The organism is Glutamicibacter arilaitensis, assembly GCF_044793945.1.
GTDB classification, from domain to species: Bacteria; Actinomycetota; Actinomycetes; order Actinomycetales; family Micrococcaceae; genus Glutamicibacter; species Glutamicibacter arilaitensis_B.
Genome location: NZ_CP084994.1, coordinates 1,971,313 through 1,984,069, shown reverse-complemented (window position 1 = coordinate 1,984,069; position 12,757 = coordinate 1,971,313). Strand labels below are relative to the sequence as shown.

The window sequence follows — 12,757 nt, the reverse complement described above, 5'->3', positions numbered from 1 at the left end:
ATTGGGATACAGCTTGGCTTTTGGTTTTTCATTCGCATTCGAAATATCGCTGAGCGACAGATGACTTTAGTATTTTCTGGCTAGTGAATGAAACGGTCATATTAGGTCGGATATTCATCTTCACTTATGGAATTTGTTATGTTTACTAGTGAAAAGCATTTCACGCCTCTTTGGGCACAACTAGCTCAAGCTGACTTGAAAAGAAAAATGGTATTGATGATTACTGGTATTGAACTTTGCGGTCGCGGAATAGTTGAACCAACAAAACTTACTTTCTTTCCAGAGCGGAACCAGAGAATTTCTGTTGTATTCGGGCGAAATGGATCTGGCAAGACGACTATTGGGGAAGGTTTTGCCCAATATTCAGTTGAACGCCAGGAAATCGATGAATCTGACCACGAAATTGATTTCACGTCGACTCTCCTGGTTGGCGGACAGAACGAAAAAACAATTCCAGCGCAGGCTATAGCGCAAACACTTGTCTTCAACGAAAGTTTCATTGAAAGCAACGTAAGGATCCAGGACGACGGAATACGTGCGCTGGTGCTCTTTGGTAAGTCAGGGCAGGCTCAGGATGATCTCGATCAGGCTATCGACCGCCGAAACGGGATCGATAAGCAGTGTGAGGAAAGTGCCTCGGTATATGAGGCAGCACTTAATGTCGTATCGAGGTCAGAGGCAGCGCTCTCAGATCAATTACGTAAAGGGTGGGCCGAACGGGAACGGAGGATAAAGGGGAACCGTAATAATTCTCGAGTCAATAAGCAAGTTCTGGACAGATTTTCAAGTATGCCCTTGCCCGCCGAAACCATAGATGAGTTGCGAAATGCGTTTCAAATTGCGGAAGCTGAACTGCAAAGTAGCCGAAGTGGAGACCTGATTGTCGAAAATGTACCGACATTCGATCTGGACGGATTACAAGCAATATTTAACGACCAAATATTTGCTGCTTTCCTTGATGCGCCGACCGGTGAGGGCTTATCGAAACAAGTGGCTTTCGCCCTCGAGCATCATGGAGCTCTCGTAAGCGAAGCTAAAAAGATTTTTGAGAATGAGCACCCAACGCATTGTCCCTTGTGCCAGCAAGCAGTAAGTGAGGATCACAGAAAGCTCCTATTGGACGCTATTGCGGCAGCCGTCGACGAACCGGCAAAGTTATTTCTTGCAAAGCTGGACAAGCGTCTTGTTCGAAAGTTAGAAATCGAATTAAGTAGAAGTCTGTATCTTTTGGATGAACTCCTCGGAGAAAAAATTCAGAGACTTGTTGCAGAGATCGATCAGGTCATTCGCGAGTGGAATATGTCCGTTCAGGCCAAAAAGAATCGCTTGTACTCCCCGATGGATGTCGATTTTTCTAAGATCCATACATTGCTTATGACGCTTCATAAGGATCTGTCGACACTTGGGTCTAAGAAGATCAAATGGAACGAAAATGTGAATAACGTTCGAAAGCTAGAGCGAAAAGCGCTTGTTACTAATGACCGCCTAACTAGAGCTGAAGTCAAAGTATCGCTCAGTTCTTACGAACATGCCACGGAAGAAGCGACAAGCAAGCTACGTTACGTAGATGGGTATAAGCGGGAATTAGAACGTTGCGATGTAGAAGTGGCTAAATTAACATCGGCTTTACGAAGCGAAGGAGTTGCCGCTGACGAAATTAACCGGAACATTGCTACGGTTTTTGCTGATTCAAGTAGATTGAAAATCGTTGTTGATGGCGACATATTAGCGTCAGGAAAATTCCGTATTAAAAGCAGAGGGCGGTACTTAAAGCCACACAGACTATCAGTAGGTGAGCGGAACATTCTCGCCTTATGCTATTACTTTACTCTCCTACGGCAATGTATTACTGAAGATCTTGACTTGAATAAGACCATGCTGGTGCTCGACGATCCAATTTCTAGCGTAGACGTAGACAACCGTGTTGGTATTCTTAGCTTCATTGAGAGTCAATGCGGAGGCCTGTTGCAATCAGCTAGAGGATTGAAAATCCTGATGCTGACACATGACGTTGGAATCTTCCAAGATTTAGGAAAGACTTCGAAGGCAATTCTCGAACAGATAGCTGACGAAACGAAAGATACTTGGAAAGTTGTTCCGTGGTTACTTCGAAACACCGGCAATAATGATGAAATTCAGGTTTCGCTTCGCGAAGGAGGAAAATCATTTGACGAGCCTCTACACGAGTACAGGACGCTCCTTAAGTTTATTTACAACTTTGCTCAAGATCATGAAACACCACATGAGTCAGAGTTAGAAGCCATCAGTATTGGAAACGCGTTAAGACGAGTATTCGAAGCATTCGGCGTATTTATCTACGGCCAAAAGAGCATCACCTCCTCTGCGATCATAAAAGCATATGAAGCCCTTGGGATTGGTACCTTATCTGTACCTATACGCCAAGCTTTGGTCTCTGTTATGCACGGTGGGAGTCATCAGAAAGATAGAATGCTGTCATTGGCGGATTTCGGGGCGGCGTCGACAATTGAACGTAATGAGCAGGTGATTGTTGCCAGGAAGATTCTGGCGCTGATGTCTGCATTGCAACCTCATCATATGAGCCACTATCTAACGGTAGAGTCCAGCAAAGATTTGGAGCAATGGATTAATGATTATTTACGTTTACCGATTGACTCCAGGCGCGATTCAGATGTTGCAGTCAGCGTGGAAACCGATTCCGCTTCGATGGGTACAGGCAGCTAGGCCAGCTCGGCGGAATCCACGATCACCGTGAACGGGCCGGAATTTGTGAGGTTGACCTCCATCATCGCGCCGAACACCCCGGTCTGCACGCCGGCGCCGAGTCCACGCAGGTAGTCCACGAAATACTCGTAGAGTGGTTCGCTGTGCGCGCCGGGCGCCGCGGCCGACCACGAGGGGCGCCGGCCCTTGCGCACCGAGGCGTAGAGCGTGAATTGGCTGATCACCAGCAGCGGGGCGGCGATTGATTCGCAGCTTGCCTCATCCTCCAGGATGCGCAGCCCGTAGATCTTCTGCGCCACCTTGCGTGCGGTGGCCTGCTCGTCTTCATGCGTGATGCCCAAGAGCACCACAAGGCCCGGGCTGGGCAGCTGCCCGACGATCGAACCCTCGACTTCAACACTGGCCCGGCTGGCTCGTTGTAATACTGCGCGCATGTGATCCTTTCTTCGCAGCTACCAGAGTATCGGTAGGCTGGGGGAGTGAACGATTTGCTGGATGCCCTGGACGACGGTTCGATCAAGCGCCCGCGCCCGCCGCTAGCGGTGCGCATGCGCCCCAAGACGCTGGACGAACTGGTCGGCCAGCAGCATCTGCTGGGGCCCGGTTCCCCGCTGCGGCAGCTCGCCGAACATCCGGACACCGGGTTGGCGGGCCCGGCCAGCGTGATCCTCTATGGCCCGCCGGGCATCGGCAAGACCACCATCGCGCACGTGATCGCCCGGGCGACCGACCGCAAATTCGTCGAGCTCTCGGCGATCACCGCCGGGGTGAAGGACGTGCGCCGGGTGATCGAGCAAGCCAAGGACGACCGCGACCTGCGCGGAATCACCACCGTGCTCTTCCTCGACGAGATCCACCGCTTCAACAAGGCCCAGCAGGATGCGCTGCTGCCCGGGGTGGAGAACCGGGTGGTGGTGCTCGTCGCGGCTACCACCGAAAACCCGTCCTTCTCGGTGATTTCGCCGCTGCTCTCGCGCTCCCTGCTGCTGACCCTGCGCCCGCTGACCGACGCGGATGTGGCGGCGCTGCTGGAGCGGGCGGTTAACGACGAGCGTGGCTTCGATGCGCAGGTGATCCTGCCGCTCGAGCAGCGCGACGCGATCGTGCGCTTGGCCCAGGGCGATGCCCGCCGTTCGCTCACGGTGCTGGAGGCCGCCGGCGCGGTGGCCTGGAACGCCGCCGGGACTTCGGCGAAGCCGCCGATAAACATCGGGGACGAGCATGTGCAGCTGGCCATGGACCAGGCAGTGCAGCGCTATGACAAGGATGGGGACCAGCATTACGACATCATCTCCGCATTCATCAAGTCGATCCGCGGCTCTGACGTGGATGCTGCCCTGCACTATCTGGCGCGCATGCTTTCGGCCGGGGAAGACCCGCGGTTCATCGCCCGCAGGCTGATGATCAGCGCCTCGGAGGATATCGGCATGGCCGATCCGACCGCCCTGCCGCTGGCGGTGGCCGCCGCGCAATCGGTGCAGCTGATCGGCATGCCCGAAGCCCAGCTGATCCTCGGACATGCCACCGTGCACCTGGCCACGGCACCGAAATCCAACGCCGCCTACACCGCGATCAATGAGGCCATCGCCGATGTGCAGGCAGGCAAAGGCTCCTTGGTTCCCGATCACCTGCGCGACGCGCACTATCCGGGGGCCAAGCAACTAGGCCATGGGGTCGGCTACATCTACTCGCACGATGCCCCGCACTCGATCGCCAGCCAGCAGTACTTGCCCGACGATCTGCTCGGTACCAACTACTACCGCCCGACCGCCAACGGAGTGGAGCGTTCGCTGGCCGATCGGCTGGCAAGGCTGCGCGAGATCATTCGGGGCAAGGACAAGAAGAAACGTTAGCGAGCTTCGTTACAGGTCACCTGCTGGCAGGGGTCAATCGTGTAGACTTGATCCTTGGCTGGCAAGCCATGAAACCCGCGCGAGTCATCGTGCGGGAGTCAGGTTGCAGTGGTCGAGGGCCGCGACGCCCCAACACTCTCCGTCCCGGAGGCCAGTAGATTCCGTCGCTAAAACGAAAAGGACACACTTATGGCTAACGCCCGTGCCCGCCGTACCGTGCGCCTCTCGCGCGCACTCGGCCTTGCCCTGACTCCAAAAGCTGAAAAGTACATGGAGCGTCGTCCCTACGGTCCCGGCCAGCATGGCCGTGCCCGCAAGAAGCAGGACAGCGACTACGCGGTTCGTCTGCGTCAGAAGCAGCGTTTGCGTGCCCAGTACGGCATCCGCGAAGTTCAGATGCTCAACGCATTCAAGGAAGCAAAGCGCCTTGGCGGCCAGACCGGTGACAACCTGTTGGCACTGCTCGAGTCCCGCCTAGACGCCCTGGTTCTGCGTGCAGGCTTCGCCCGCACCATCCAGCAGGCTCGTCAGCTGGTTGTGCACCGTCACATCCTGGTTAACGGCCAGCGCGTGGACCGTCCATCGTTCAAGGTGCAGCCGGGTCAGCTGATCCACGTGCACGAACGCAGCGAGAAGATGGTTCCTTTCCAGATGGCAGCAGCCGGCGAGCACGCAAGCGTGCTTCCAGCAGTTCCTGCTTACCTGGACGTGAAGCTGGAAGCCTTGCAGGCTACCTACCTGCGCACTCCTGAGCGCGCAGAGATCCCAGTGACTTGCGAAGAGAACCTCGTGGTCGAGTACTACGCACGCTAATACCTGATCCCTTATAAACAAAGGGAACCAGCTTAGCTGTAGCGGTTTTGTGGCGGTCTAGCCTTGCTAGGCCGCCACAACTGTATCTGAAACCGAAGCCATTTCAGAGCTGTCATTGCCCCACATATGGGCGTAAGTCCGCAGAGTTTCATTGGCATCCTTATGCCCCAAGCGCCCCGCAACAGCGACCGGTGAGAACCCGTGCGAGATCAACACGCTCGCGTGATAGTGGCGCAACTGGTGCCACCCCGAGCCAATCTCCGGCAGTAACTTACGCGCATTCAACCACTCCTCGTGGAACTTCCACATCTGCACCACCCCATTGTCATGAAATAGCCGACCCTCCGGCCCCGGATTATTGTAAAGATCCAACAGAATCTTCCTCACAACAGGTCCGAAGCTCACATTCCGTTTTGAGTACTTCGTTTTCAACGGCCCACGCAACAACTGCCCCGTGCGCTTACTCGAATCCTGCAGGGTCAATCGAATCACCCCATTGGCAAAATCAATATCCTGCTTCGTCAGTCCAAGAAGCTCGCTGGGTCGCAACCCTGTGGCGGCACCTACCCTCATTGCCGTGGAGTATGGTTCCGGAACTATTTCTAATAGTTTCGCCAGCGTTTCACTGCTGAACCTAAAAGGTTTTTTCTCCACCTCCGGCAAGCTAATTCTCTGACACGGTGACTCGCGAATGACCTTTTCGTACACGGCCTCTTTGAACACCTGTCTCGCGTACGTGTAGTAAAGACGCACCGTGCTGGCCGCTAGCCCGCGTTCACGCCACGCGTTCACTGCGTTCTGTACGTCCGACCGGGTAATCCTGGTCATGTATTCGCCTTCGAAAGCGGGGATGATTGTTTTGTTTCCTGCGGACGTGATCATCCGTTGCGACGATGGGCGCTGATGCGTTTGGTGGGCGCGCCACTTCTCCCAAAAGTCCTCGAATAGCATGTCTGGTTTCAGGCCGTGCGGGTTGATCACCGAATCTGTTGTTCGAGCGTCTATCCATGCCTGAGCGCCGTCTCTGTAGTCGAAGGACTTCTTAGTCTCTTCGCCTTTCCCGTTCGTCCAGACGGCTTGCCAACGCTTCCCTTTGCCGTATCTTGTGGTACGGGTGCGGTCTTTGCGGTGCCATAGGTCGTTTATTCGCCCAGTGGCCATGGTGTCTCCTGTTTTTGGGTGCGCGCTAGTAGGCGCATGTATGCGTGGATGTCTCGGGGGAGCACGTTGAGTTCGTGGGCTAGCGCGGTTGCTGTGCCGTAGATACGGCTCGCTGCTTGGAATTCGTGGTGCTTGATTAGCCAGGAAGCTGCGAGCTCTTCGGCTTGGCGCTCTTGGCGGGGTGAATGGCCCGTGTGTTCTAGGTATGCGTGGGCGGTCTCGTGCGAGAGCGTGGAGCGCCGCTGGATGGGCGCCATGAGGGGACGCAGGAGGATTGTGTGGGTAGTGAGATCGTAGGCTCCCCACCAGCCGTGCGGCAGGTAGCATTCAACTATTTTCGGGCGTATGCGTGAAAGCACTTCTTCGAACATAAGTACGAATATAAAAGGTTGAACCGACAATTAGATCATTGGTGCCCCAACTAGCGATCAGCTCACGCTGAACTCCCGGGAGTTACTTAGTCCTCTGGCAATTGTTCAGGGTCGATACCCTTTTCGCCCTTGTCTGCAGCGAGGCGCTGTTCGTCGGCTGGGAACAACTCGTGAACGCTGGCGACTTCTTGCTGAGTATGGCTAATTTCGGCTTGCTCTTGCCACCACAGCATGTTTTCTGACATGTCCCGCAGGACTCTTTGAGATGATTCTGGCAAGGCGCCGGCACCAGGCAAGGTCATGTCATGCATGTCGGAAACAATTGGTAGGCCGAGTGATTCGGCGTAGGCGGTAACCACGTCTATGACGCGTACCCCTAGGCCTTTGGCGAGGCCGATGATAACGGCGTTTTCTTTTGGCCAGCTAAGGACGGGCTTGTTGATGAGGCGGTCGAGGTTGGCGCGTGTCGGAACTCCGCCGCATGCACGGGACAGGGCTTCTAGGCTGCGGTCACCACGTTTGTTGAGGATGAGCTCGCGAATGCCTTGGGTTGGTTTCGTGTTCATGTGTTGAATCCTCTGCCAGTCGCTGCCATTGGTGCCATCGCACGCATGTTCTACCTGATAACCAGTAATTCTTCCCCATGAACCCCGTGTTGATAACCAATTGGTTGACGTGCGCTCAAAGTTCCCAGCGTCTCATTAATAAAAACTTGCAACCAGTACTTGCATAAGTGATAACCAGTGTGTCAAGATATTACTATCACCAGTTGCAAGAACTGATAACTAGAAAGGTCTACAGATGTCCCCGTTCAGAACCAAGAAGAAGTGGCAGGAGGGAATGTTTATGCGACTAGCCTCAGTGCAGCGATTGAGGACATTCGTCTACACCAAAGAAGATCTGGAAGCCTACAGAAATGGTGAACCAATCGATCCGCGCAAGACAACCCAGCGATCACTAGCGCGCCGAGCCGACGTAAGCCAGGCATTCATTAGCCAGCTAGCGTCCGGCAAAAAGACTAGTTGCAAACCCGAAACCGCCGAACGTATTTCGGAGGTCCTCGGCGTGGACGTAACCGTACTTTTCGACCCCGAAAAAGCAATCACTGCTTGCTCAGCTTGAGCCTTGTAGTTGCACAAATATTTTGAAAGGACACGCCGGTGACTGCACAACCAATGGCAATTGAAGACACCGAATGGCGCGGAGACGCGCTGGACATTGTTGAACGCTGGGCGACGCAAGGCCGGCAGTTCACAGCAGACGACCTCCGGCAGGAGATCGGACGCCCAGCACCACATCAGAACATGGTCGGTCCGATCTTCACCACCGCGCAACGTCGCGGACTGATTGTCAAGGTCGCAAACAGTGTCTCCCGGACTAAATTCCGGCACGGCGGACACCAGTACGAATGGCTGGGAATCCAAGAAGGGAACCAACCATGAGCACGCAAGCCAAAGACGAGCTGTTGATCGTTGCCGAAGCTGCAGAGCGTTTACGCATGCACCAGGAGACGGTCCGCGAGTACATCCGCCGCGGGGACTTGCCAGCGATCAAGTTCACACAAGGTGGACGACGCGGCATCTGGAAGATCCGCGAGTCAGCGATTGAGCGGTTCCTCCGCAGGAACGAGTATGCAGCATGAACCGGTGGCTGGAACGAAACGGGTTGAAACTCACCAGCAAGGGTGAGCGAGTCATCGTCACAGGGCTCGGGGTCTGGATCGTCTTGATGGCGGGAACGGCTTTCTGGCTCGAAGGAATTATCAACACGAACGTGGGAGTGATCTAAGTGCAGGGTCTAGTTTTCAAAGAATCATCACATCGTTACCGCATGGACGGTAAGCACGTCACCGGCGTGACGACCATCCTCGGAGGCGGCATCCCGAAGCCAGCATTAGTGCGCTGGGCACCGAAGGTCGTGGCCGAGTGGGTGGCTAACCCGGAGAACGCTGGCGAACTGAACAGTTTGCTCGTTGGGGATCCTGAACGTGCGGTGCGGTTCCTCAAAGCATTGCCGACTAAGGAACGCGACGCGGCAGCAGAGCGCGGCACCGAGGTGCACGACCTCGCCGAGAATCTGATCCTCACCGGTGAAGTTGACGCACCTGATGATCTGCTCGGTTTCATCGAAGGGTACTTGGCGTTCCTTGAGGAATGGCAGGTCACCCCGGTGCTGGCCGAGAACATTGCCGGTAACCGTGAGCACTGGTACTCGGGAAAGTTCGACCTGATCGCCACGTCGCCGTTCTTGGCCGGTGGCAAGCCGGTGATGATCGACCTGAAAACTTCCAAGGGTGTTTACGGGGAGACCGCGTTGCAGTGTGCGGCGTATGCGAAGTGTGAGTTCTACATGGACGGCGATATGCAAGTTCCGTTCCCGGAACTTGCCGCAACGTTCGTCGCTCACGTGACGCCGATGGACCGCGAGGGCATCAACGCCCGGTACGAGGGCAAGCCGTTGGGCACGTCGTTGTATCAGCTGGCCGGCACCCCGGAACAGATCGACGAACACTTCGAAATGTTCCTCCACGCTAAAGCCACCTTCGACGCGACGAAGGCTCGGGACACCCTGATCAGCGAACCCATGAGCATTCCACACATCCAGGACGTGGCGGCATGAGTTCCGAGGTCTACGTATTTCAGGACGTAGCTCGTCGTGAGGAAGTCAGCCTGTGGTTCGAGGACGAACGAATCGCAATCGACATGAATCCGATCTGCACCCCGCATGAGGCGGCTCGATCCTTGAACCGCGGTTACGAGGTCATCATGCCGGTCGATGAGGTCGAGAACCTGATCACCAATCTTCAAACCATGGTCGCAAAGATCCGGGAGAACTTCCCGGACGCGGCCTAACCCTTAGAAGGAGTCACCATGACCATCCAACCAATCAACGCCGGAGCCGTAGAGCTCACTGGAAATAACCCGCTACCCACTACTGCTGGCACCATCCAGCTGGCCGAATGGGCGGCAGAGCTCGGCGCCGCGCACCAGCTCGGAACCGCCCTGTGCAAGACGGCATTCGTGCCGAAGGACTTCATGGGCAAGCCGGAAGCTGCAGCCGCGGCAATCCTCACCGGCAAGTCGGTGGGCCTCGACCCGATGAACGCGCTTGCGAACATCTTCGTAGTGCACGGGCGACCAGCAATGTACGCCCGAACCATGGTCGCTCTCGTCATGGCGCAAGGGCATCAAGTGGAACGTACCGAAGCCACTAACGAGTCGGTGACCGTCAGCGCCCGTCGCAAGGGGTCTGAGCGGTGGCAGGAATTCACTTGGAGTATCAAGCGTGCCACTCTCGCCGGGTACACGAGCAACGCGAAGTACAAGACGGACCCTATCGCGATGCTCACCGCTAAGGCTCAGGCCGAAGCGTGCCGTGTGATTGCTCCGGACGTGCTGGCCGGTATGCCGTATAGCGCTGAGGAAATGGAGCTGGAGGACTTGGGGGAGCAGCCGAAAGATGCTCCAGCCCCGGTGAAGACGACGAAGATCACCCGCAAGGCAAAGGCAGATGCTCCGGCCCCGGTCGTCGCACCCGCACCAGCGGCCCCGGCACCAGCAGTCGAACCACAAGCACCGCAGGAACCTGAACCAGCTTTCGACCCGGAAACAGGGGAAATGCAGGACGACGAAGGCCCAGCAGTACTGGAACCAACGTGGGATGAAGAACTCGAAGCGCTAGCCGGCAACGCGCAAGCCCTGCGAAGCCTCTACAACCGTGCAAGTGCTGCCGGTGCAGACAAGCTCACCCTTGACCGCATCGTGACCGCCGGTCAAGAAGCATCCAAGAACTAACACCGACGAATTATTCGGTGGCCGCCCTTGCTTGGGGGCGGGGCGGCCACCAAACCAAACACACAAACACAGGAGTCACCGTGAAAATCATTTCGCTCACCACCACCAACTACAAGCGCGCCAAGTTCGCCGAAATCAAGCCTGACCCGGACGGCAACCTGGTCATTGTTGCCGGAAAGAACGGGGCAGGGAAGTCCAGCATCCTCGACAGCATCGCCGCGGCCTTGGGTGGGGCCAACAGCAAGACCACACCGAAGCCTATCCGTGACGGTGAAGACCGCGCTGAGATCGTCCTAGAAACTGAGGACCTGACGGTCACTCGGGTGTTCACCCCGTCCGGTTCCCGGCTCACCCTCACGTCTAAGGATGGTGCGAAGTACCCGAAAGCACAGCAGAAGCTCGACGAGCTCGTAGGCAAACTGTCGCTGGATCCGCTGGCGTTCACCCTGCTAGATGACAAGAAGCAGCTCGCCCAGTTGTTGGATCTGGTTGAGCTCCCGTTTGATCCGGAACAGCTGGAAAGCGCACGCAAGGAAGCCTTCGCGGAGCGAACGGCAGTGAACAACCGGGTGAAGGAATTCAAAGCCGCACTAGCCCAGTACGGCGAGCTCCCGGCAGACCTTCCAGCCACCGAAGTGTCCGTGTCCGAACTGCTGGGGGAGTACCGCAAGTTCGAAACTGCACAGCAGGAGCGCGCCAAGTACCTGACCGACCTGAACGAGTCACAGTACAAGGTGCAGGATTTGGAACGACAGCTAGCGGCGGCCCGGGAGCACTTGGCTAAGGTGACTGATTTCCTTGGCAACGTTTCGGACTACTCCGCAGACCTCGAAACTTTGCGCGGACAGATCGACGGGGCCGAGGAAACCAACCGGCTCGTACGCAAGAGGCAAGAACGCGGCTCCTTGCAGTTCCAGCACGACGCAACCACCGACCAGGCTGCCACGCTCACCGCAAAGCTAGACGAGATCGACAAGACCAAAGCCGACGGGCTGGCATCCGCACAGTTCCCAGTCGACGGCCTCGGCTTCACCGAAGAAGGCGTCACCTACCAGGGCGTGCCATTCAAGCAAGCATCCACCGCAGAGCAGATCCGCGTATCCATGGCCATGGCGATCGCGCTCAACCCAGCACTGCGAGTCATCCGCATCAGCGACGGCAGCCTGCTCGACTCCGACTCCCTCGCCCTGGTCGAAGAAACCGCCCGGGAACATGACTTCCAGATCTGGGTGGAAATGGTCGAAGGCAACCACGAAGGCGCCTACACCATCGTCGATGGCGAGGTCGCGTAACAATGCGCGAGATCACCACTGTCAACGGTACGACCGTACAGCTCGCTGACGACGACCGAGAAAGCTTCACCCTGTCAAAAGACTTTGACGGAGAAAACGTGCTCGCCGTCGCAGGGCACATCTACCGGGGTGAAAACATGCTCGGATTCAAACCTACGGGCAACCCACGAGTCGCCTACGGGCCCGAAACACTCCGCGCTATCGCGGACATTCTAGAAGGAGAGAACCAGTAATGGCAGGCGAAACAGTTATCACGGTGATCGGCAATCTAACCGCGGATCCAGAGTTGCGTTTTACTCCATCCGGCAGCGCGGTTGCGAACTTCACTGTCGCATCAACTCCGCGCATCTTCGATAAGCAGACGAACGGATGGAAAGACGGCGAAGCCCTGTTCCTCCGCTGCAGCGTATGGCGTGAAGCCGCGGAAAACGTTGCAGAGTCCCTGACCAAGGGCATGCGCGTCATCGCCCAAGGTCGCCTGCGTTCCCGCTCCTACGACACGAAGGAAGGTGAACGTCGAACCGTCATGGAACTTGAAGTAGACGAGATCGGCCCGTCACTCACGTTCGCCTCCGCGAAGGTCACCCGCACAGCTCGGGGCAACGGCGAAGGCGGTGCAAATCGGGGGAGTAGCAACGCAAACACCTACGACCCCACCGCTAATCAGGGTGGCGGTTGGAACGCACCGGCTAACGATCCTTGGAAGTCCGGCGGGCAGTCGGAAGCACCGTTCTAATGGTCTGCCCACGCTGCCGGAAGCTGTCGGCCCA

The 12,757-nt window shown here is 56.4% G+C and carries 17 protein-coding genes; 13 read left to right on the top strand and 4 right to left on the bottom strand.

All coding sequences use genetic code 11. The features are described from left to right. Positions 1-138 precede the first annotated feature (138 nt). Positions 139-2,703 carry an AAA family ATPase gene (locus LG294_RS09270; protein ID WP_404285260.1) on the top strand — a complete coding sequence of 855 codons (2,565 nt, stop codon included), beginning with the start codon at positions 139-141 and terminating at the stop codon, positions 2,701-2,703. Here LG294_RS09270 and dtd read toward each other — a convergent pair. Beyond that, positions 2,700-3,137: a D-aminoacyl-tRNA deacylase gene (dtd, locus tag LG294_RS09265; RefSeq protein WP_404285259.1), complete on the bottom strand. Its 438-nt coding sequence runs from the start codon at positions 3,135-3,137 to the stop codon at positions 2,700-2,702. The genes LG294_RS09270 and dtd overlap by 4 nt on opposite strands. A gap of 45 nt (positions 3,138-3,182) precedes the next feature. Between dtd and LG294_RS09260 the strand changes: the two genes are divergently transcribed. Together LG294_RS09260 and rpsD are read left to right on the top strand one after the other, a co-directional pair. Further along, the gene (locus LG294_RS09260; protein ID WP_404285258.1) at positions 3,183-4,556 is read left to right on the top strand and encodes a replication-associated recombination protein A; all 1,374 of its coding nucleotides are present in this window, start codon (positions 3,183-3,185) and stop codon (positions 4,554-4,556) included. 189 nt (positions 4,557-4,745) lie between these two features. Further along, positions 4,746-5,369: a 30S ribosomal protein S4 gene (gene rpsD, locus LG294_RS09255; protein ID WP_404285257.1), complete on the top strand. Its 624-nt coding sequence runs from the start codon at positions 4,746-4,748 to the stop codon at positions 5,367-5,369. 66 nt (positions 5,370-5,435) lie between these two features. On the opposite strand, the gene LG294_RS09250 is transcribed toward rpsD, so the two are convergent. The 3 genes from LG294_RS09250 to LG294_RS09240 all read right to left on the bottom strand — a co-directional run bounded on the left by LG294_RS09250 (position 5,436) and on the right by LG294_RS09240 (position 7,467). Next, positions 5,436-6,530 (bottom strand): tyrosine-type recombinase/integrase, encoded by a 1,095-nt coding sequence (locus LG294_RS09250; protein ID WP_404285256.1) that lies wholly within the window; start codon positions 6,528-6,530, stop codon positions 5,436-5,438. Beyond that, the gene (locus LG294_RS09245; protein ID WP_404285255.1) at positions 6,512-6,889 is read right to left on the bottom strand and encodes an ImmA/IrrE family metallo-endopeptidase; all 378 of its coding nucleotides are present in this window, start codon (positions 6,887-6,889) and stop codon (positions 6,512-6,514) included. The genes LG294_RS09250 and LG294_RS09245 overlap by 19 nt, the downstream gene beginning before the upstream one ends. Positions 6,890-6,987: 98 nt before the next feature. Further along, on the bottom strand, positions 6,988-7,467 hold the full coding sequence (locus LG294_RS09240) for a hypothetical protein (RefSeq protein WP_404285254.1): 480 nt from the start codon (positions 7,465-7,467) through the stop codon (positions 6,988-6,990). Positions 7,468-7,747: 280 nt separating this feature from the next. Here LG294_RS09240 and LG294_RS09235 point away from each other — a divergent pair, with 280 nt between their 5' ends. The 10 genes from LG294_RS09235 to LG294_RS09190 all read left to right on the top strand — a co-directional run bounded on the left by LG294_RS09235 (position 7,748) and on the right by LG294_RS09190 (position 12,723). Beyond that, entirely contained in the window at positions 7,748-8,023 is a 276-nt protein-coding gene (locus tag LG294_RS09235; RefSeq protein WP_404285253.1) for a helix-turn-helix domain-containing protein, read from the top strand. 38 nt (positions 8,024-8,061) lie between these two features. Beyond that, positions 8,062-8,343: a hypothetical protein gene (locus LG294_RS09230; RefSeq protein WP_404285252.1), complete on the top strand. Its 282-nt coding sequence runs from the start codon at positions 8,062-8,064 to the stop codon at positions 8,341-8,343. After that, entirely contained in the window at positions 8,340-8,543 is a 204-nt protein-coding gene (locus LG294_RS09225) for a helix-turn-helix domain-containing protein (protein WP_404285251.1), read from the top strand. The genes LG294_RS09230 and LG294_RS09225 overlap by 4 nt, the downstream gene beginning before the upstream one ends. Continuing rightward, complete coding sequence (locus tag LG294_RS09220; RefSeq protein ID WP_404285250.1) at positions 8,540-8,689, top strand: hypothetical protein; 150 nt, start codon at positions 8,540-8,542, stop codon at positions 8,687-8,689. Before LG294_RS09225 ends, LG294_RS09220 begins: the two co-directional genes overlap by 4 nt. Before the next feature lie 42 nt (positions 8,690-8,731). Beyond that, on the top strand, positions 8,732-9,520 hold the full coding sequence (locus LG294_RS09215; protein ID WP_404285249.1) for a hypothetical protein: 789 nt from the start codon (positions 8,732-8,734) through the stop codon (positions 9,518-9,520). After that, on the top strand, positions 9,517-9,753 hold the full coding sequence (locus tag LG294_RS09210; protein ID WP_404285248.1) for a hypothetical protein: 237 nt from the start codon (positions 9,517-9,519) through the stop codon (positions 9,751-9,753). Before LG294_RS09215 ends, LG294_RS09210 begins: the two co-directional genes overlap by 4 nt. An 18-nt stretch (positions 9,754-9,771) precedes the next feature. After that, positions 9,772-10,695 carry a hypothetical protein gene (locus LG294_RS09205; RefSeq protein WP_404285247.1) on the top strand — a complete coding sequence of 308 codons (924 nt, stop codon included), beginning with the start codon at positions 9,772-9,774 and terminating at the stop codon, positions 10,693-10,695. Between the two features lie 80 nt (positions 10,696-10,775). Beyond that, positions 10,776-11,987, top strand: a complete 1,212-nt coding sequence (locus tag LG294_RS09200; RefSeq protein WP_404285246.1) for an AAA family ATPase — start codon at positions 10,776-10,778, stop codon at positions 11,985-11,987. 2 nt (positions 11,988-11,989) lie between these two features. Further along, the gene (locus LG294_RS09195; RefSeq protein WP_404285245.1) at positions 11,990-12,220 is read left to right on the top strand and encodes a hypothetical protein; all 231 of its coding nucleotides are present in this window, start codon (positions 11,990-11,992) and stop codon (positions 12,218-12,220) included. Further along, complete coding sequence (locus LG294_RS09190; protein ID WP_404285244.1) at positions 12,220-12,723, top strand: single-stranded DNA-binding protein; 504 nt, start codon at positions 12,220-12,222, stop codon at positions 12,721-12,723. Before LG294_RS09195 ends, LG294_RS09190 begins: the two co-directional genes overlap by 1 nt. Positions 12,724-12,757: the final 34 nt, after the last annotated feature.

Excerpts from the sequence above, each read along its gene's own strand:
- LG294_RS09270 (WP_404285260.1), top strand. The coding sequence starts at position 139 with ATGTTTACTAGTGAAAAGCATTTCACGCCTCTTTGGGCACAACTAGCT.
- LG294_RS09235 (WP_404285253.1), top strand. The coding sequence starts at position 7,748 with ATGCGACTAGCCTCAGTGCAGCGATTGAGGACATTCGTCTACACCAAA.
- LG294_RS09250 (WP_404285256.1), bottom strand. The coding sequence starts at position 6,530 with ATGGCCACTGGGCGAATAAACGACCTATGGCACCGCAAAGACCGCACC.
- LG294_RS09195 (WP_404285245.1), top strand. The coding sequence starts at position 11,990 with ATGCGCGAGATCACCACTGTCAACGGTACGACCGTACAGCTCGCTGAC.
- dtd (WP_404285259.1), bottom strand. The coding sequence starts at position 3,137 with ATGCGCGCAGTATTACAACGAGCCAGCCGGGCCAGTGTTGAAGTCGAG.
- LG294_RS09190 (WP_404285244.1), top strand. The coding sequence starts at position 12,220 with ATGGCAGGCGAAACAGTTATCACGGTGATCGGCAATCTAACCGCGGAT.
- LG294_RS09240 (WP_404285254.1), bottom strand. The coding sequence starts at position 7,467 with ATGAACACGAAACCAACCCAAGGCATTCGCGAGCTCATCCTCAACAAA.
- LG294_RS09205 (WP_404285247.1), top strand. The coding sequence starts at position 9,772 with ATGACCATCCAACCAATCAACGCCGGAGCCGTAGAGCTCACTGGAAAT.
- LG294_RS09220 (WP_404285250.1), top strand. The coding sequence starts at position 8,540 with ATGAACCGGTGGCTGGAACGAAACGGGTTGAAACTCACCAGCAAGGGT.
- LG294_RS09215 (WP_404285249.1), top strand. The coding sequence starts at position 8,732 with ATGGACGGTAAGCACGTCACCGGCGTGACGACCATCCTCGGAGGCGGC.
- LG294_RS09225 (WP_404285251.1), top strand. The coding sequence starts at position 8,340 with ATGAGCACGCAAGCCAAAGACGAGCTGTTGATCGTTGCCGAAGCTGCA.
- rpsD (WP_404285257.1), top strand. The coding sequence starts at position 4,746 with ATGGCTAACGCCCGTGCCCGCCGTACCGTGCGCCTCTCGCGCGCACTC.
- LG294_RS09210 (WP_404285248.1), top strand. The coding sequence starts at position 9,517 with ATGAGTTCCGAGGTCTACGTATTTCAGGACGTAGCTCGTCGTGAGGAA.